Genomic DNA, 19,185 nt, shown 5'->3' with positions numbered 1-19,185 from the left:
CCATATCCATACATTTTTAGTTTTATAAATTAAACCCATAAACCATCCAATATGAAGGTATACGACGACAAACACATTAAGAACATAGTACTGGTGGGGGCCCACCAAAGTGGAAAGACTACCTTGGCGGAGACCATGCTTTTCGAAGCCGGACTAATCAACCGTCGAGGTACCGTTGAAAATCGAAATACGGTATCCGACCACCATGAAATAGAACACGAAAGAGGAACTTCGGTCTTTGCCACGCCTTTGCATACGGAATGGCGTAACTACAAGATAAACATCATAGATACCCCTGGATTGGACGATTTTATAGGTGAGATTATTTCTTCAATCCGTGTGGCGGATACCATTGTTACCGTATTGAATGGCCAGTATGGTGTGGAAATTGGAACGGAGATTATTTGGAATTATATCTCGGACTATCACAAACCTACGGTCTTTGTTATAAACCAAATAGATCATGCCGGCATCGATTTTGAGGATAGTTTTAAGAGTGTTGTCGAATTGGTGGGCAATAATGCCGTAAAGATTCAATACCCCATACGTATGGATGGTGCACAATGCATAATCGATGTGCTCAAAATGAAGCTTTACAAATTTCCGGAGGGAGGCGGCAAGCCGGAAAAACATCCTATTCCCGAAGACCAAAAGGAGTTGGCCGATCAATTGCACAATGAACTGGTGGAGAAGGCGGCCGAGAATGACGAAGAGTTGATGGAACTGTTCTTTGAAAAGGGTACGTTGAACGAAGATGAAATGCGGCAAGGCATCAAAGCCGGTATGTTGAACCATGAGTTGTTTCCTGTTTTCTGTGTTTCGGCATTGGAAGATATGGGAAGTGGGCGCCTTATGGGCTTTATAGATAACGTGGCCCCGGCAGCGGCCGACCTGAAGCCCGAACAAACTTTGGAAGGTCAAGCCGTGGAACGGACCAATGAAGCCCCGACTTCGTTGTTCGTATTCAAGACCGTCTATCAGCCTAACTTGGGACAAATCACGTTTTTCAAGGTGAAATCGGGCAATATTAGCGTTAACGAAAAATTGGTGAATGCCAGAAATGGGGAAACAGAGGTTTTGCACCAACTCTTTATCATGGATGGCAAAAAGCGGGAGCCCGTTTCCCGGTTGGCAGTAGGGGATATCGGGGCCACCCTGCGCCTGAAGTATACCGAGACCAACGATACGTTGCACGAGGTAGGAAGCCCCATCACTATCCGGCCCATTGCCTATCCCGAGTCCCGAACACGCAAAGCGGTTTCCGCTGTAAAAAGAAACGAGGAGGAGAAACTCACGGATGCCTTACGGAAAATCAATAGCCAAGATCCAACCGCGATAATTTCGTACTCCCGGGAGTTAAAGCAACAAATATTAGGTTGCCAGGGCGAATTACATTTGGCTACCATTGATTGGACCTTAAAGAATATTTACGATGTGGAGGCCCATTTTGAAAAGCCAAGAATAGCCTATAGGGAAACCATTCAGCGGGCGGCTACGGCCAATTATCGGCATAAAAAACAATCTGGGGGAGCCGGACAGTTTGCCCAGGTACATTTAAAAATAGAACCATGGGCCGAAGGTATGCCAGAGCCGCAAGGCTTCAATATTCGGGGCAAGGAAGAGGAAGAGCTTCCCTGGGGCGGCAAGCTGGTCTTTTACAATTGTATCGTGGGAGGGGTAATAGACCTAAGGTATCTTCCCTCCATAAAAAAGGGGATACAGGAGACCATGGAATCCGGGCCTCTTACAGGAAGTTATGTAACGGATATCCGTGTTATGGTTTACGATGGTAAGATGCATTCGGTAGACTCCAATGACATTTCTTTCAAAATTGCCGGGGCCCATGCCTTTAAAGAAGCCTTTTTGAATGCCAAGCCCAAATTACTGGAACCTATTCGCGAGTTGACCATTAAGGTTCCCGAGGATATGGTGGGCAATGTTATGACCGACTTACAGTCCCGAAGGGCCGTTATATTGGGCATAGACAGCGAGGATCGTTATCAGATTCTAAAATGTCATGCACCGGAAGCCGAACTCTATGGATATTCCACGAGTTTGCGTTCCTTGACCCAGGGCAAGGCCACGTTTACTTCGGCATTTTCGTCGTTTCAATCCGTTCCGACCAATGTGCAGAATCAATTGGTGAATTCATAAGGGAAAGGGGAAATGATCCTAGGCCAAGATACTCTCGTGTCCTGAGTCTTTTACAAATAAACAAGAACTTTCGGTTTTTTGGGTCATTTCCTTTACGAATTCGAAAGGAAGGTCGGCATGCATACCGAATATATTGAGATCGGCGTCGGATGCCTTCCCAACGACATCCTTGAACTTTCCGACATGGATTTCGGTCAGGGTTTCGGGTAATCGGGCCAGATTGATGAGGGAATTCAAAAACTCCTTGGCATTTTTGTATTCCTTTTCGTCCTTGACTACGGTTATCAAACGGATTTGGGCTTCCCAATTCCTTTTCAACTTATACGCTATGAGTGTGGAAAGATCCAAATTCCCGATATCCCAGCCCAGGTTCCAATTCCCCTCGCGGTCACTGACCCATACGTTGATGGTATTCCGTTGACCCAGCAGTGCCGTAGGATGTGCCTGATAGAGCAGCACCCCTACTTCCAGGCGAATACATTCCTTGATTACAGGCCGCAACTCGGTTTCGTAGTTGTCATGTTGCTGCAAGTTCAGAAAAACAATATTGGGCCTAAAAAAAGCGCCTCGTAGTGCTTGGTTTCCATAGTTTACGCCTTGTGCAAAATCATTGGTATGGATAACGGTCCAGGAGGAAAACACTCCCTTCTTGTAAAAAGCTTCGGACAGTTGGGAGATTTCATCCGTAAAATGATTGTCTTCGGAGAAGGGTGCGATGCCCAAAAGTTTAATGGATCCCTTGGGCCGCGCAATATTCCGTAAGAACTGAAAATTGCCTTTGGCTCCCTTAATATCGCGTATGGGAACCATCAGATTGGGCTTCCAAGCACGTTGTTGCATACTTTTCATCCCCCAAGTATGTTTGGCCGCCCATTCCGCAAACGAGACGAAAAGACCGGAACGCATATCCTCAAAGGGAGTTTCCAGATTCTGTCGGGACAAGAACCAATAGACTACAAAGACAATACTGATGGATACAAGGCTTATCGTAGGGTTAATAATGAACATGGCCAATACCGAGGATAGTAATCCCAACCATGGAACCCATTTATGGATTTTAAAAACCGGGCGATAACTTATCAGTCCTAGATTCTGTTCTATTATGACCACAATATTGATCATGGCGTAGGTAATTAAGAAAAATAGGGTAACAAGGGGTGCCACCGCATTCAAGTCGCGCAATAGCATAGTGACAAAAATCATAATACCCGTTACGATCATGGCATTTCTCGGTTGGCCATTAGCACTTTGGCCCGCTAAAAATTTGGCATAGGGCAATACACGGTGCTCGCCCATGGCGAATAGAATTCGGGACGAACCGACAATGGAAGCCAAAGCGGACGAAAAGGTAGCCCCCAATATTCCCGCAATGACCAGAGGCCCCACATAGGCCTTCTCTATAATAATATTGTAATTGGAAATAAGTTCCTCCTCAGATGCCGATCTAGCCAACCAAAAAGCAAGACCCATATAGATGACAAAACTGACTCCTATGGCCCATAGAGTACCTAAGGGAATGCTTCTTTTCGGGTTTTTTAGTTCGCCGGACATATTGGCCCCGGCCATAATTCCGGTAGACGCCGGAAAGAAAACGGCGAATACAATCCAAAAATCACTCCCCGAAAATCCGTTTTCCGGGGAACCCCTAAAAGTTCCCCAACGGATGGCGTCTTCCGTTGGAAGATACATGGAGCCATAGTAGGCGGCTATAACTACGGAGATTAACGACAGAACAATCACCAACATGATAAAAAACTGGGTCTTTATGGCCAGATCGGCACTGATATATGCGATAGCGAGCAAGACCACAAAAACAATAATATCGACCAAAAAGGCACTGTGTCCGGGGAAAATGCCGAGCCAGCCTTCCCGAAATCCAAAAATATACATGGTTACCGCCAATCCTTGGGAAATATACCTTGGAATGCCCAGGCTACCGCCAACTTCCAATCCCAGGGCCTGTGAGATAATGGCATAGGCCCCGCCCGCTCCAATGCGTATATTCGTAGTAATGGCCGACATGGACAAGGCGGTAGTCAATGTAATGGTGAAGGATACCAAGATTATCAACCATGCCCCCAACAGCCCAGCATTCCCGACTACCCATCCCATTCTTAGGTACATGATCACTCCTAAAATAGTGAGCAGGGTAGGGGTAAAAACCCCTCCAAAGGTCCCGAATTTTTTTAGCTGTCGGTTTTGGTTTTTCATGCGGCCAATTAAAAATAGTTCTTATTTTGGAGAATACAAGCTGTTTTTTTGGACTTCGTCACTTCAGTATAACTCAGTTTACAAAGAAAATCGCATGCAAATTGAAATAAATTTTCCAGAAAGTAATATCTTCAAAGGGAAATCATTTTGAATCCAATGGAATGAAAAACCTTCTTATCATTTGCTGGATTTTGTCGAGCGTACCATATGTTAACTCACAAAAATCAATATCCCTTTTTAACGGAAAGGATTTGGAGGGTTGGCATATTGATATTCCGGCCATGGATAGCATCCCGGACGCTAGAAATCCATTTATTATCCGCAATGGTTTGTTGGTAAGTCTTGGCACCCCGGGCGGTCATCTGATAACCGATACCGAGTATGAGAACTTTCGTTTGGAGGTAGCGTACAGATTCGCAGGAGAACCTGGGAATTGTGGGGTGTTGGTTTTTGCATCGACACCAAGGGCCTTGTATAAAATGTTCCCAAAATCCATAGAAGTGCAAATGATGCATGAGAACGCCGGTGATTTCTGGTGTATCGTGGAAGACATAAAAGTAGAGAATATGCTGGAACGCCGCGGCCCCAAAGAGGAATGGGGCATAACGGAAGGAAAAAAGAGACGAATACTAAACCTTACCGATGGCTCCGAAAATCCTGTAGGGGAATGGAATTCAATGCGGATTGAATGTTTGGAAAACAAGATAAAGGTTTGGGTCAATGGGGATTTGGTCAATTATGGCTATGATGCCACTGCACATAGAGGTAGGATTGCACTTCAGGCCGAAGGTTCAGAAGTTGAATTTAGAAAGGTAGAATTGACACCAATCAATAAATTAAGTGAATAATGGATGACTATGAGGTTATGAACGGTACATCAAAAAAAACAGAATCGGCTTCGAGCCGCAGAACTTTTTTAAAAGCATCAGGGCTCGCCATGGTCGGAAGCTCGTTGGCCTATCCTTCCAGCGTTTTGGGGGCCATTGGACCATTTAAGGAAAAAACCTTAAAAGTGGGGCTTATCGGTTGTGGCGGACGTGGCACTGGGGCCGCAGCACAGGCCTTACAGGCCGATGAAAATGTAGTTCTCCATGCTATGGGCGATATTTTCGAAGATCGCCTGGAAACTTCCTATACCGAGCTGCTCAAGGTAGTGGGGGACAAGATGAAAGTGGAAAAAGAGAACAAGTTTATCGGTTTTGATGCCTATCAAAAAGTAATCGACTCGGGTGTGGATGTAGTACTACTTACTACACCTCCGGCATTTAGGCCGGGACATTTAACGGCCGCCATTGCGGCGGGCAAACATGCCTTTTGTGAAAAACCGGTAGCCGTGGATGCCCCAGGTGTACGGGAAGTGATTGCTGCGGCCGAAAAGGCGAAAGCGAAAAACTTGTCCATAGTTTCGGGATTTACCTATCGATTCGGTTTTGGCAACCGAGCTGCCTTTGACCAAATTCTAAATGGGGCCATAGGTGATATTGGAACCGTTACCACTTTCCGGTTCGGTGGTGAACTTTGGTATAAGGAACGTCAACCCGAGTGGACCGAAATGACCTATAACATGCGTAACTGGTACTATTACAATTGGTTATCCGGCGATTTTATCGTGGAACAAGCCGTACACAGCCTAGATTTGATGTCTTGGGCCATGGGCGACGTTATGCCGCTAAAGGCCATCGGAACAGGAGGTAGGCAAGTTCGGACGGATAAACGTTATGGCAATATCTACGATCATTTTGCCGTGGAGTTTGAGTATGCCAACGGCGCAAAGGGATACCATTTTACCAGACAGCAATCGGATACGGCAACAAGGAATACCATAGACATATTTGGAGCCAAGGGAACCGCTATGATCCAACCGGGTAGAAAGTACCAAATTAATGGGCCCGAAGCCTGGCGTTTTGAAGGGGAGGAGAACAATATGTACCAGACACAGCATAACGAACTTTTCGAGGCCATACGAAAGGGTAAACCCATCAATGATGGTAAGCGTATGGCCCATAGCAGTCTTTTGGCCATTTGGGCACGAAACGCCGGGTATACCGGAAAGGAGATTTCCTGGGAGCAAGCATATAATTCCAACGAATCCTTGGGCCCTAAATTGGAACAATACAATTGGGATTTGGTCTGGCCAAGTCCATCCATTGCCGTCCCGGGTAAAACAAAAATCCTTTAAACCTGATAAACACCACAACAATGAAGCCTTCTTTATTATTGGGTCTATTGCTCTCGCTTGCTTTCGGATTCTATATCCAAGGTCAGGATAGTGCTATATCCTTTGGAACCGAAATAGGTTTTGACGTCTTGCTTTCCGATTCGAAAGCAAAAAAAAGTACCCTGCGGTGGATCAATGTAAACACGGATAAGGATACCTGGAGAACGGAGGATGATCTGCTTATTTGTTCGGGTAAACCCATTGGTGTTATGCGATCCGCAAAGCAATATGAAAATTTTATACTTCAAGTGGAATGGCGACATATGGAGCCTGGTGGAAACTCCGGGGTATTTGTTTGGAGCGATGCCCTGCCCGATCCAAAATCCCGGTTGCCCGGCGGGGTAGAGGTACAGATGCTGGAACTGGACTGGGTCAACCTAAATACCCGTGACGGTAAAAAGCCACCCATTGCCTATGTCCATGGGGAGCTCTTTGGCGTGGGAGGTGTAAAGACCATACCGGACAATCCCAGGGGGGAACGCAGCAAATCCGTAGAGAACCGGGCCAAAGGCAAAGGGGAATGGAATGCCTACACTGTGGTTTGTGTAGATGGAACCATTAAACTATCGGTCAACGGAAAATTTGTAAACGGTATTAGCAAGTCCACCATCAAAAAAGGATATCTATGTTTAGAGTCCGAAGGTGCCGAAATTCATTTTAAAAACTTAAGGATTATTGAATTGCCAATCGGGGTAACCTCTCAAAATCAAATGGTAAAAATGGTGGAATAGGCAAAATTTAGGTAAAACACCTTTTTTTCCACAACCTCCTTGACTCTCATCTCACACCAAAACAAAATTCAACATTTGTTTATATTCTCCATTTTTTGTGGGTAAAATCCTATAATATTTATTATTTTTATCCTACTTGAGTAATAGCCCCGACCGGCTCTTAAAATAGGGCTGCTTTGTTGTAAATTTTCATTTAACCGAACACTAACAACTGGAATATCATGGATAAAACACTTTTCAATGCTTTGATTTCCTATTTCAAGGCGGAAAGAATAAAAGTTTCCCATAGCGAATTGGAACTACAACTTTTTAGCCACCCCCATACACCTTCATTGTATGCCGTGTCCGAAACCTTGAATTTTCTCAATATAAACAATGTAGCCGCACAAATTGATCAAAATCGAATCAATGAGCTTCCCGAGCACTTTTTGGCTTTCTTGGATGACCCGGAAAGGGGAGCCTATTTCTCCCATGTAAGGCAAAATGGCAGTAAGGTATATCTTAATGCGGATAAGGTAGGTATTACTAAAGAGGAGTTTGGGAAGAAATGGAATGGTATTATACTTTTGGCAGAGCAGGAAAAGAACTCCACGATTTCCCAAAGCAAATGGATGACTTGGTCGGTAATCCCTTTGGCCTTGTTGTTTACCCTGCTTCTTTGGCCCAACTTTTACGCGCTTGGTTTTTTTTTAATGGGTATGGTAGGACTTTTTATTTCCAATGAAATCTTTGAAACCTCCCAAGATAGAAGTACAAATTTTGGAAAGAAAATATGTGGTCAGAAGGAGGAAAGCGGTTGTAACAAAATACTCAAATCCCAAAATTACAACTTAGGGGCATTTTCATTGAACGATTTGTTATTTGCTTTCTTCTTGTCCACAATGGGCCTTTTACTTTTGAATGTCGGCTTGGGCTACGTACATCTTATCACTTATCTCGTTGCCCTGGTCTTTGTGGTATCAACCATTCTAATTCAAGCTTTTGTCCTAAAGGCTTGGTGCAGGCTATGCCTACTTTCAAGTAGTATTATCATTGTTCAGGCATCATTGATTCTTGGTCTGTTGTATCCTTTGAACATAGCTTTGTCCGATGGGGCGACCGTTCTTCTGAAGGATGGAACGGTATTGGGACTTCTTTTCTTTAGTACACTTTTGGTTGTTCATAGCTTTAGGAAGCTTAAATCGCAAAATTATGCGTTAAGTCTCAAATATATAGAGTTGCTTCAGTTCAAGCGATCACCGGAGACTATAAATCGGGCGTTGATGGACACTAAGGAACTAACCGCCACGGCCGGAGCCGAGCAATTGATTTTTGGCAATCCTAATGTTGAACCGGTAATCGTTTTGGTACTTTCTACCTCATGTGGGTTCTGTAAGAATGCATTCGAAAAATTTCTCGACCTGTATCATAGAAATGGACTCGAAAATAGTTTCAAATTGGTTCTGAACCATTACGATGGGGCCTCTTCAAAACGGAATGATGTAGCGGCAACGATGATCCATAGCTACCGAACCCATGGAGCGGATGAATTCTTAAAAATGATGGACGACTGGTTTAAACATAGAAACACCGACCAGTTCTTAAGGGAGCATGCCGCCGAATTTACTGATGTGGATTATCAAATATTGGCAGAGCACAGGGAATGGTGTAAAAAGAACGAATTGTTCTATACCCCAATTTTAATCGTAAGCAACAAGATCATACCCCATTATTACGATGCCACTTTTCTGGATGATATTTTAGAGGCGATCGACACTGATCAAGACCAGTCATGAAGTTTGTCCAATCATTTTGATTCAAGCCTTTTTTTGATGATGCTTGATGATGCTTTCAAAAACAATTGAAATTTTAGACATCATGAGGCCTTTGCAGGGTAAATAAATCAGTTTTATATATATTCATACAAATATTTGACATTACTTATTATAATAAATTACGGTACCCTTTTTAGGGATTCATTTTAATCAATTCCCATTTGAACCAAACGGATGTAATTATTGAAAAGTAATCCGTACTATTGTACAGAATTAGACAATAGCACCGTTCCCATGGCCCAATCCAGGCAAACCTCACTTATCCTTTTGGCCTTCTTTTCGATCTATGTCATTTGGGGGTCTACTTACTTGCTCAATAAGATGGCCGTAGCTGAATTACCGCCGTTTATGCTGGCTTCGGTTCGTTTTACCTTGGCTGGGATACTGGTTTTTATCATAGCCAAATTTATGGGTATCCCTTTACGCATATCCAAAAGACAACTGAAAAATGTAACCATAGCAGGATTTCTATTTCTCAGTTTCGGCAATGGTATAGTGGTCTGGGCCTTAAAGTATGTCGACAGTGGTTTCGCCGCATTGGAAATCTCGGCACAACCCTTGGTTATTTTATTGCTCATGTGGTTGCTACAGGGGAAAAAAATCCAACCCATGTCCTTGGTAGGGGTCATTTTGGGCATCATCGGAATTTATTTACTGGTAAGCCAAAAAACCATCATACAACAAGAGTATTCCCTTGCTGGCATTTGCATGATATTCGCGGCGATGCTATCCTGGGCCTATGGCAGCCTATTTGTCGGGAGGGCGGAATTTCCTTCCAATTTTTTTGTGAACACCGGGTATCAGATGTTTATGGGAGGATTGCTATTGGCTATAATAAGCTTGGCGTTCGGGGAGACTTGGACTTCGCCAATGGAGTGGGGAACCCAGGTACAATTGGCAATGATTCTATTGATACTATTTGGTAGCATCATCGCCTTTACTTCCTTTAACTACTTGCTAAGAGTGGTTTCTCCGGAAAAGGTGGCTACCAATACTTACGTAAATCCTATAGTAGCCATGATTTTGGGATGGTATATTTTAGATGAACAGATTACACTTCAGTCCATAATTGCAGCAGTCGTTCTGCTAACCGGCGTGTATTTTATCAATACCAGCAAACAGAAGGTGAGAAGCCCCAATTTTTTTAGAAAAGGCTAAGCCAAGACCCATAGATACATCTATCACCCCCTAAGATTTTAAGAAAATTTTAGAATCGGATATTCCGGATTGTTAGTATCTTAAGGAGAACATTTCAAATGTATACATTATGAAACTTAAAATAGGAATTGGTCTTTTACTTCTTATTATCTGGGCCTGTGGAAGCTCGTCCAAAACCATTGAACCTACCGAAAAAAGTAGGAAACTGGATGAAATGGTAGACCAAAAGTCTTTCGAAATTGTTTCCGAATGGGCCATGCCCATGATGACCAATAGCATAAATAGTATTGGTAATGCCGGACTTTTCCCTCCAGGAAGTGCCGGAAGCCGTATAACTCTTATTGGGAACCCTAATTATTTGCGGGTTTTTGGGGATAGTGTTTCCGCTTACTTACCGTATTATGGGGAACGACAAATGGGAGGGGGCTATAACAACAGAACGACTGCCATAAAATTCGACGGAATTCCGAGGGATTTCGAAATAACCAAAGACGGGAAGGATCAGTCGTATGCGGTACACTTTGAAATCAACGATGAGACCGAAAATTACAATGTAAACCTAAAATTGTTTCCGAATTTGACGGGCAGTATTAGCGTGAACAGTTCCCAGCGGTTTCAGATTCGCTACAGCGGTGATATCGCCGCCATTTCCGAGGAATAATCCTTCACTTGTTTTTAGTATAGATTAGATTTATTATTTAGGCGAATTTTCCCGGTGGGTGCGAATCAGCGCTTAACTTAGGAACCCGAAAATGGTTCAATTGATTATATTCAAATACTAACCAATAACAATACCAAAGACCTGCAATAGTACTGCACGGAACAGGGCGGAAATTTTGCGCGGAACCCCATTCAGAACATAGCGGAGAGTTTAGCCTATTTCGAGTAAAGTCCAAAGAAGTTTTATAGTTATGTATATTCCGTACTTCGCTATCCATCCAAAGGTCAAATATCCAAAGGAAGACATCGCATCATAGTCCATGTTTCGTTAGGTTGCTGTTTGTAGGTTCCAAATCCCTGTTTTTATCATAGAGGATAAAAACATTTGAATTTTGTCCAATTTAGATAGGCCAATTCGTCTTAAACCAAAAACATGACCTATTCCATAAAACACCTGTTCCACATTGATGCTTCCAGACAACACATATTCCGAGCAATAACTACCATAGAGGGATTATCTAATTGGTGGACAGTACAGACTCAGGGCAGCTCGGGTCTGGGCGAACATATCCAATTCGATTTTGGGGACTATATAGGGCCCCAGATGAAAGTAATTGAACTTGTCACCGAAGAAAAAGTAGTTTGGGAATGCGTGGCGAATAATGATGGGTGGCTCGGACATACCTTTGTTTTTTCATTGGATGAAAACGAAGGAAAGACTCGCGTTCGTTTTTCACATATGGGATGGCAGGAACAAAATGATTTCTACGCCGCTTGCTGTTTTAGCTGGGGCAGGTATATGGAAAGCTTGCGCCAATATTGCCAAACGGGAAGGGGAGAGGCCTATGGCAGTGAAGGGTATCGCTAATCTTTACACTTCAATATCCGGAAATTTCATCAAAATTGCTTTTATGGTAGATGTTACAACGGAAATCGTAATCCAAGTTCCTGTTGAAAAAGTTTCGGCCTATACCTCCAATCCCGAGAACGCCACGGAATGGTATGCCAATATTAAATCGGTAGAATGGAAGACGCCCAAGCCCTTGGCAAAGGGATCTAAAATTGCCTTCAAGGCACAGTTCTTGGGGCGTCAATTGGCCTACATTTACGAAATCACCGAATTTATCCCCGGGTTAAAGATGGTGATGCAAACTTCGGAAGGGCCATTTCCTATGGAGACTACATACTCCTGGCTAAAAATCGGTCCTGACACTACCAAAATGACCCTACGAAACAAGGGTGTTCCCTCCGGATTTTCAAAACTCTTTAGGCCGATAATGGCCGCCGCAGTGCGAAGGGCAAATAAAGCGGATTTAAGACGGATCAAAATGCTGTTGGAAGAATAACTTCCGCAACCAGATTACTTCCGGGAAAATTCCAATTAAAGCAATTGGACCATTCTCCCAATTCCATCTGAACTTGAAAAAAGTCAACAGGGCACAGAATCTGTAAAATGTATACGTCATTCGGTAAAAGGTTTCATTTTGGATGAGCTTGCGTTCCTAATTTTGGCACCGTAATCCAAAGGAAACAAAACCGATAACAATGAAAAAGGTAATTCTGATAACCGGGGCATCCTCAGGGATAGGTAAGGATGCCGCATTGCACTTAATTAAGGAAGGACATGTGGTTTACGGGGCGGCGAGACGTATGGATCCTATGAAAGATATTGAAAATGCCGGTGGCCATGCTATTCAAATGGACATAACGGACAGAACGCAAGTAAAGAAAGTGGTGGCCCAAATTATCAAGGATGAAGGAAGGATAGATGTTCTGTTCAACAATGCGGGCTATGCGGTATACGGTGCCGTGGAAACCGTTTCCTTGGAGGATGCAAAAAGGCAGTTTGATGTAAACTTATTCGGGTTGGCCAGCATTACAAAAGAAGTAGTGCCCCATATGCGCAAACAAAAGAACGGACTTATCATTAACACCTCTTCCATGGGCGGGAAAATGTATACCCCTTTGGGTGCTTGGTATCATGCGACGAAACACGCCCTGGAAGGTTGGAGCGACTGTCTCCGTTTGGAATTGGCCCAATTCAATATCAACGTCGTGATTATTGAGCCGGGTGCCATTAATACGGAATTCGGCGAGGTGATGTATCAACCCATGGTGGAGCGCGCCCAAGGCACCCCTTATGAGACCATGAGCAATAAATTGGCCAAGGCCACTATGGATATGTACGAAAATGGAGGCGGTTCGGCACCATCGGTAATTACCGGACTGGTCTCGGAAGCCGTAAAAGCCAAAAAACCAAAAACACGCTATAGGGCCGGAAAATTTGCAAAACCCATGGTCTGGATACGTACGTATCTCGGTGACCGAATTTTTGACAAGGTAGTTCTTAGCCAAATAAAATAAGGCGAAGGTCGATTTCAAGCATTGGCCATAAAAATTTCTTATTTTAAAGCGATGAACAACATCATTACCATTAGCTCCATTACCCAAGCCCATCAATTATTGGGTTTGCAACCTCCAAAGCATCCACTGGTTTCCCTGATTAATATCAAGGACTTTCCCTTGGATGCGGACTTTGGGGATGTTCGGTTCATGTTGGAATTGTATATGGTGTCCTTAAAGGATGGTGTTTCGGGCTCAATGGGTTATGGAAGGAATTCCTATGATTTCACCAACGGTACAATGATCTTTAGCAAACCCGACCAAATCCTGTTCACGGAATCCAAAGAGATTGAAACGGATGCCAAAGGCTGGATGCTTTTGTTCCATCCGGACCTAATTCGGAAATCCGAGCTTGGTAAACAGATAGATACCTATTCCTATTTTTCATATGATGTACACGAAGCATTACATTTATCCGAAGATGAAAAATCGACCTTAACGGATTTGGCACGGAAAATTGAACTGGAATACAATCAGAATATTGATAAACACAGTCAGAAGTTGATTGTTTCCAATATTGGTTTGCTCCTCGATTATTGTACGCGATATTACGATCGCCAGTTCTATGTACGTACAAATTTGAATCAAGACCTTATTTCCAATTTTGACCATCTTTTGAGGGACTATTTTAATAGTGAAAAACCTGTGGAACTAGGTCTTCCTACAGTGCAGTACTGCGGAATGCAATTACATATGTCCCCCAATTATTTAAGTGATCTGTTAAAAAAGGAAACGGGCAAAACCGCCAGGGACCATATCCATTCCTATATCATAAATAGAGCTAAAAACAAACTATTGGGAACAACAGGATCCATAAGTGAAATTGCATTTGACCTAGGGTTCGATTATCCCCAGCACTTTAGCAAACTGTTCAAAAAGAAAACGGGAATGAGTCCTGCAAAATATAGGATTCTGAACTAACATTGTCGTATTCAAATCTCGACTTTGAAGTCGAAACATAACCTATTTAAAAATATAAAATAACGCACCACTGAAAAAACTATTAAAATACCTGAAAAGAATGTTACTATTCCTTGGAATCCTAATTTTGACCCTAATTCTAGGCTCTGTTGTATTTGTCAACTTCTATCCGTCCTTTGGCGGGGACGTATCCAAATCCCTTCAAGAAGAATATGAAAAATCGAAGAATTTCAAAAATGGGCAGTTTGTAAACAAAAAGGACGTCCCTGAGGATTTGAGCTTTATGGAAACACTTAAATTGGCATGGAAGTTTTTCTTTACCAAGGTTCCGAACGGCAGTCCACAACAGAATATCTCCGTTAAAAAAATAGATTCGACCGATATCGTTGATTTTAGGGATAGCACACGTTTAATCTGGTTTGGGCATTCGGCATTTTTATTACAAATCGATAACAAGACCGTTTTGATAGACCCCATGTTCGGAAAGGTAGCGGCGCCCCATGATTGGTTGGGAGCAAATCGATTTAATTTGGAAACGCCCATTGAAATCGAAAAACTGCCCAAAATTGATGCGGTGCTCATTTCCCACGACCATTATGACCACTTGGATTACAAGTCCATAAAAAGACTAAAGGACAAAGTTGAAATGTTCTACACCCCTTTGGGGGTCGGGGTGCATCTGCAAGCTTGGGGCATAGGGAAGGAGCGTATTTCCGAACTGGATTGGTGGCAGGATGTAAAATTTGAAGGACTGACCTTTACCTGTACCCCGGCGCAACATTTTTCCGGTCGAAAATTCAATAATAGACAGAGCACGTTATGGAGCTCATGGGTGATACAATCCCAGTCCGAATCTATTTTTTTCAGCGGTGATAGTGGCTATGGGCCTCACTTTAAAGAAATCGGAGAGGCTTTTGGACCATTTGACTTTGCCATGGTGGAATGCGGACAATACAATAAAATGTGGCCGGATATCCATATGTTTCCTGAAGAAACGGCCCAAGTAGGTATAGATCTGGATGCAAAACGGGTTATGCCCATTCACTGGGGAGCCTTTAAACTGGCTTTGCATAGTTGGACAGATCCTGTGGAAAGGGTCGTTAAAAAAGCTGAGGAGCTCAATGTAAATTTGGTGACTCCGGAAATTGGCGAATCCATTTTTCTGGAGCATTTGAACAGTTCTCGGAAGTGGTGGAAGGATTAAATCTAAAACGTAAAGGATAATCGTAGGGATTTACTCAAAATCATCCTCGATGGCTACCGCATTACCCGAGAGGTCGGTAAGTTTGGTGTAAGATACCTCTCCGGCGCCTAAAAATCGGTATCGAATACCGGCAATAGTCCCTATGGATTCATTATATTCCCCAGTGAACAATTGTTCGTCCTCCAAGAACACCCTCAGCCGTTTATTCCGTACCTCAATTTTAAAATCCCGGGTAACGGACAGATCAACACCAAGACCGGATAAGTCGTGTTCCTTTCCACTGATATACACATCGCTCATCATTACCCCAATTTCGGACACACAACCCGGTATGGAAAAGGGAACGATTAGGGTACTCTTTGTCCCTAAAATTATTATAAGGGCATTTTGGCAGACGGCCCACTTCTCCCGATATATATTTCTAATGGAGGTGGTAAGCGTAAAGTTATCCCCGGAAACCGGTGTAAAATCATTTACCCTATGAAATGTGGTGGAAAAAGGTTGCTCGTTTGATGTTATTTCCTCGAGTATGGATTGGGAAAAGGACAGTGCACCCTGTCTTATGCTATCTTCAGGAACATATTTGGGAATTGGGTTATAATCCAAAGTACCTAACCAACCTTCCGTTTTAATAAAAAGGTCGTGTTGCTTAAGAACCGTTCCGTCCACCAAAAGTTTGGCCCTGAAATAACCTGGAAAATAGTACTGCCCTGTGGCTTGTTTTTGCCCTAATCTTAGCTTTATGGTTTTTGTTGGATCCCAGTATTGCTGTATGTGGATACTATCGGATTGAATTCCGTTTAATTCAAGGTCAAAAACCACCGAATTGGGCAGACCACTGGTAATGGGCCTACTGGTAAATCCTATTTTCGAGATATCAATGGCATCCATATTGTTTTTTGAACCCTTCAGGGAATACAATGAAATAAAGACAAGGGTCATAATGGACGCACCCAGCATAATAATCCCAAGATTTGGATTTACTTTTTGGGAAAACCAGGAGGGTTTTTTAACAGTGGTGGCATTTTTAAAATCCCTCCAATTGTGAAAACCGGCAAATTGGGCCAACGTATTCAAGGTAGTAATGCTGGGGGCACTTTGATAATTTACCCTGCCCCATACCCGTTTTAGGGTAGTTGGACTTAACAAAACCTGTGTGCTTCTTTGAATTTGTTCGCTTAGCTCAACAAACATATCATTATGCCACTCGCTAGAGGCGCCCCATCCGAGATCATCTTCAATCTGTCGTAAACATTTTTGTACCAATTTGTATTCCGGAAACATCAGTATAGCATATGGTACAAAGATCACAAAAAAATAGAACCTGAATAGGAATGAACCAACTTGAACCAATTTGTTTTTCCCATGTTGGCCAGGTTATGGAATTTCGAGGTGTTAAAATTTAGATTCATATGATGAAAAGATTGTTTTATATCGGTTTGCTACTTTGTACAATTAGTTTGGGCCACGCCCAAAAGACAATTCCTTTGGATACACTACATTGGGAAATTAATGCGAAATCCTACGTACTTGAGAATTTTAAAGGACAGGAAGCCATTTACCTTCAGGCCGGATCCATGACCTTAAAGGATGCTTCTTTTTTGAATGGCACTATTGAATATGACATTTTTTTAAAGAAAGCACCCGCATTTCCAGGGGTATATTTTAGGGTAAACGATTCCGATTCCGAACATTTTTATTTGCGCCCCCACCAATCGGGCAATCCTGATGCCAATCAAGCTATCCCAACGACCAAGGGAATCGCACCATGGCAACTTTATTATGGTCCTAAATATTCGTTCCGCTATAATTACACCTATGATGATTGGATCCACGTAAAAATAGTGGTCGATGGTGATAGGGCCCAGGTTTATCTAAACCACAGTGAACAACCCAATCTTTCTTGGCAATTGTTCCACAAACCCAAGGAAGGACAGATCCAATTTACCGGAGGGGGTGCCAAGGCCTTACATATTGCGAATATTGTCATCGATAGGGAAAACCATGAAATCAAGAACTTCAAACCAATCGAAAGAAAATCGATTGAAGGCTTGGTTTCCCAATGGGAGATATCGGATAAATTCGAGGAAAAACTGATACAGGATCCCACAGCGCTTAAAACGGTTATCAATGGTCGAACCTGGGGTAAAAAAATCAGTGTAGAGGAAGGAACTGCCGCCAATATATCCAGGCAGGTAAAATTATATGATGACAAACCCGGAAACACCGTTTTTGCCAAGACCACCATCACATCGGACAAGGATCAAACCAAACTCTTTGAATTCGGGTATAGTGACAGGGTAGTGGTTATCTTAAACGGACAGCCCGTATATCGGGGCAACAATACATTTAGATCTAGGGACTACCGTTATTTAGGTACCGTTGGTCTATTCGACGCCGTATATCTAAACCTCAAAAAGGGAAAAAACACGCTTCTGTTGGCCGTATCCGAAGATTTTGGCGGATGGTTGGTTACGGGAAGGTTCTCAAATCCCTCTGTGGTCAAAACGAAATAAAGCAATAATCCATAAGGATAAAACATAGACCAATGAAAAAATACGCTGTTATAGGTATCCTCCTCTTTTTGTTTTTTGGAATCCATGGTGCAAACGCGCAGGACATGTTGGTGGCCACCAAGGTCAGTCAAAGGGCGACCATTACGCAACGTATTGGTACAACAGACGTCACCGTGGTATATCATAGCCCCTTGGCAAAGGGACGTAAAATTTTCGGTGGAATCGTTCCCTATGATTTTGTTGTGGACGGAGTAGAATATCCATGGCGTGCCGGTTCAAATGAAAATACTACAATAGAATTCACCCATGATGTAATGGTCGCAGGGAAGTCATTGCCGAAAGGAAAATATGGCCTACATATTTTCGTAAAAGAAAATGAATGGGTTTACATCTTCTCCAAAAACTCGAAGAGTTGGGGCAGTTTTAGCTATAACAAAGAGGAAGATGCCTTGCGCGTAACCGCTGTTCCAAAAAAGGTATCTTATCAGGAATGGTTAAGTTATGATTTTGTATCCCGTGAGCCGGAATCGGCCGTGTTGGAATTGCATTGGTCGGACGTTAAGTGCGGTATCCAAATATCCGTTGATGTAACCGCCAATGTCTTAACAGATTTAAAAAACAAAGAGGAAAAGACCGTTGACGATTATATCAAAATTGCACAGTTGGCCTTGGCCCAAAATCCTGGAGATGTGGTTAAAGCCCTGGATTATGTAGAAAAATCATTGGATATCAAAAAGGAGTTTCGTAACACAATCCTAAAGTCGGAATTATTGGAAAAAAAAGGTAGGGTAAAGGAAAGTCAAAAATATAGGGAAGAAGCAATCGCCCTAGGGGAAGGATTCCCGTATTTCTATTATTACCCACTTAGCTTTATGCTCCTTGAGGGGGATAAGGAGAAAACCTTTAGCATCTTATCGGCAATGTTGCAAAAGGAGCCCGATAATTATATCGTCCATTTGGCCACGGGTGAATACTATATAAAGGACAACAATCAGGAAAAGGCCACCTTTCACTTCGGGAAGGCCTATGAATATGCCGGGGAAAGATCCAAAGCCTATACCCGTTATATGTATTTATCCAATAAATTGATTTTGGAACAGAAATGATGGAAATAACAATTCTAATGAATAATAGCAATAGGAGAATACAATAATCGTGATTGAATCAAACGAATACCTCCCCTTCCATGTAGTTC

At 42.9% G+C, this 19,185-nt stretch carries 16 protein-coding genes; 14 read left to right on the top strand and 2 right to left on the bottom strand.

Going from position 1 to position 19,185, the window contains the following annotated elements; all coding sequences use genetic code 11:
- Positions 1-51 precede the first annotated feature (51 nt).
- The gene (locus ACO06Y_RS17020; RefSeq protein ID WP_422080207.1) at positions 52-2,154 is read left to right on the top strand and encodes an elongation factor G; all 2,103 of its coding nucleotides are present in this window, start codon (positions 52-54) and stop codon (positions 2,152-2,154) included.
- Between the two features lie 18 nt (positions 2,155-2,172).
- On the opposite strand, the gene ACO06Y_RS17015 is transcribed toward ACO06Y_RS17020, so the two are convergent.
- Positions 2,173-4,365: an amino acid permease gene (locus ACO06Y_RS17015; RefSeq protein WP_422080206.1), complete on the bottom strand. Its 2,193-nt coding sequence runs from the start codon at positions 4,363-4,365 to the stop codon at positions 2,173-2,175.
- A 161-nt stretch (positions 4,366-4,526) separates the two neighbouring features.
- Here ACO06Y_RS17015 and ACO06Y_RS17010 point away from each other — a divergent pair, with 161 nt between their 5' ends.
- From ACO06Y_RS17010 to ACO06Y_RS16960, 11 genes are all read left to right on the top strand, one after another.
- Positions 4,527-5,213: a 3-keto-disaccharide hydrolase gene (locus tag ACO06Y_RS17010; protein WP_422080205.1), complete on the top strand. Its 687-nt coding sequence runs from the start codon at positions 4,527-4,529 to the stop codon at positions 5,211-5,213.
- Positions 5,213-6,544 (top strand): Gfo/Idh/MocA family protein, encoded by a 1,332-nt coding sequence (locus tag ACO06Y_RS17005; protein ID WP_422080204.1) that lies wholly within the window; start codon positions 5,213-5,215, stop codon positions 6,542-6,544. Before ACO06Y_RS17010 ends, ACO06Y_RS17005 begins: the two co-directional genes overlap by 1 nt.
- Before the next feature lie 20 nt (positions 6,545-6,564).
- Positions 6,565-7,314 (top strand): 3-keto-disaccharide hydrolase, encoded by a 750-nt coding sequence (locus tag ACO06Y_RS17000; RefSeq protein ID WP_422080203.1) that lies wholly within the window; start codon positions 6,565-6,567, stop codon positions 7,312-7,314.
- A gap of 221 nt (positions 7,315-7,535) precedes the next feature.
- A complete protein-coding gene (locus tag ACO06Y_RS16995; RefSeq protein WP_422080202.1) occupies positions 7,536-9,089 on the top strand; it encodes a vitamin K epoxide reductase family protein in 1,554 nt (517 codons plus the stop codon).
- 273 nt (positions 9,090-9,362) lie between these two features.
- Positions 9,363-10,286, top strand: a complete 924-nt coding sequence (locus ACO06Y_RS16990; protein ID WP_422084191.1) for an EamA family transporter — start codon at positions 9,363-9,365, stop codon at positions 10,284-10,286.
- A 109-nt stretch (positions 10,287-10,395) separates the two neighbouring features.
- Positions 10,396-10,947, top strand: coding sequence for a DUF4251 domain-containing protein (locus ACO06Y_RS16985; protein ID WP_422080201.1), 552 nt, complete (start codon positions 10,396-10,398; stop codon positions 10,945-10,947).
- A 432-nt stretch (positions 10,948-11,379) separates the two neighbouring features.
- The gene (locus tag ACO06Y_RS16980) at positions 11,380-11,814 is read left to right on the top strand and encodes an SRPBCC family protein (protein ID WP_422080200.1); all 435 of its coding nucleotides are present in this window, start codon (positions 11,380-11,382) and stop codon (positions 11,812-11,814) included.
- Between the two features lie 43 nt (positions 11,815-11,857).
- A complete protein-coding gene (locus ACO06Y_RS16975; protein WP_422080199.1) occupies positions 11,858-12,292 on the top strand; it encodes an SRPBCC family protein in 435 nt (144 codons plus the stop codon).
- 199 nt (positions 12,293-12,491) lie between these two features.
- Positions 12,492-13,310, top strand: coding sequence for an oxidoreductase (locus ACO06Y_RS16970; RefSeq protein ID WP_422080198.1), 819 nt, complete (start codon positions 12,492-12,494; stop codon positions 13,308-13,310).
- Positions 13,311-13,361: 51 nt separating this feature from the next.
- Entirely contained in the window at positions 13,362-14,270 is a 909-nt protein-coding gene (locus tag ACO06Y_RS16965; protein ID WP_422080197.1) for a helix-turn-helix domain-containing protein, read from the top strand.
- A gap of 100 nt (positions 14,271-14,370) precedes the next feature.
- Entirely contained in the window at positions 14,371-15,474 is a 1,104-nt protein-coding gene (locus ACO06Y_RS16960; protein ID WP_422080196.1) for an MBL fold metallo-hydrolase, read from the top strand.
- 30 nt (positions 15,475-15,504) lie between these two features.
- Here ACO06Y_RS16960 and ACO06Y_RS16955 read toward each other — a convergent pair whose 3' ends face one another.
- A complete protein-coding gene (locus tag ACO06Y_RS16955; RefSeq protein WP_422080195.1) occupies positions 15,505-16,758 on the bottom strand; it encodes a hypothetical protein in 1,254 nt (417 codons plus the stop codon).
- A 128-nt stretch (positions 16,759-16,886) separates the two neighbouring features.
- On the opposite strand from ACO06Y_RS16955, the gene ACO06Y_RS16950 reads away from it, so the two are divergent.
- Together ACO06Y_RS16950 and ACO06Y_RS16945 are read left to right on the top strand one after the other, a co-directional pair.
- A complete protein-coding gene (locus tag ACO06Y_RS16950; protein WP_422080194.1) occupies positions 16,887-17,990 on the top strand; it encodes a hypothetical protein in 1,104 nt (367 codons plus the stop codon).
- A 32-nt stretch (positions 17,991-18,022) separates the two neighbouring features.
- Entirely contained in the window at positions 18,023-19,096 is a 1,074-nt protein-coding gene (locus ACO06Y_RS16945; protein WP_422080193.1) for a DUF2911 domain-containing protein, read from the top strand.
- Positions 19,097-19,185 lie beyond the last annotated feature (89 nt).

Source organism: Ulvibacterium sp. (genome assembly GCF_965228935.1).
Lineage (GTDB): Bacteria > Bacteroidota > Bacteroidia > Flavobacteriales > Flavobacteriaceae > Ulvibacterium.
This window is presented reverse-complemented; position numbering and strand designations above follow the sequence as displayed.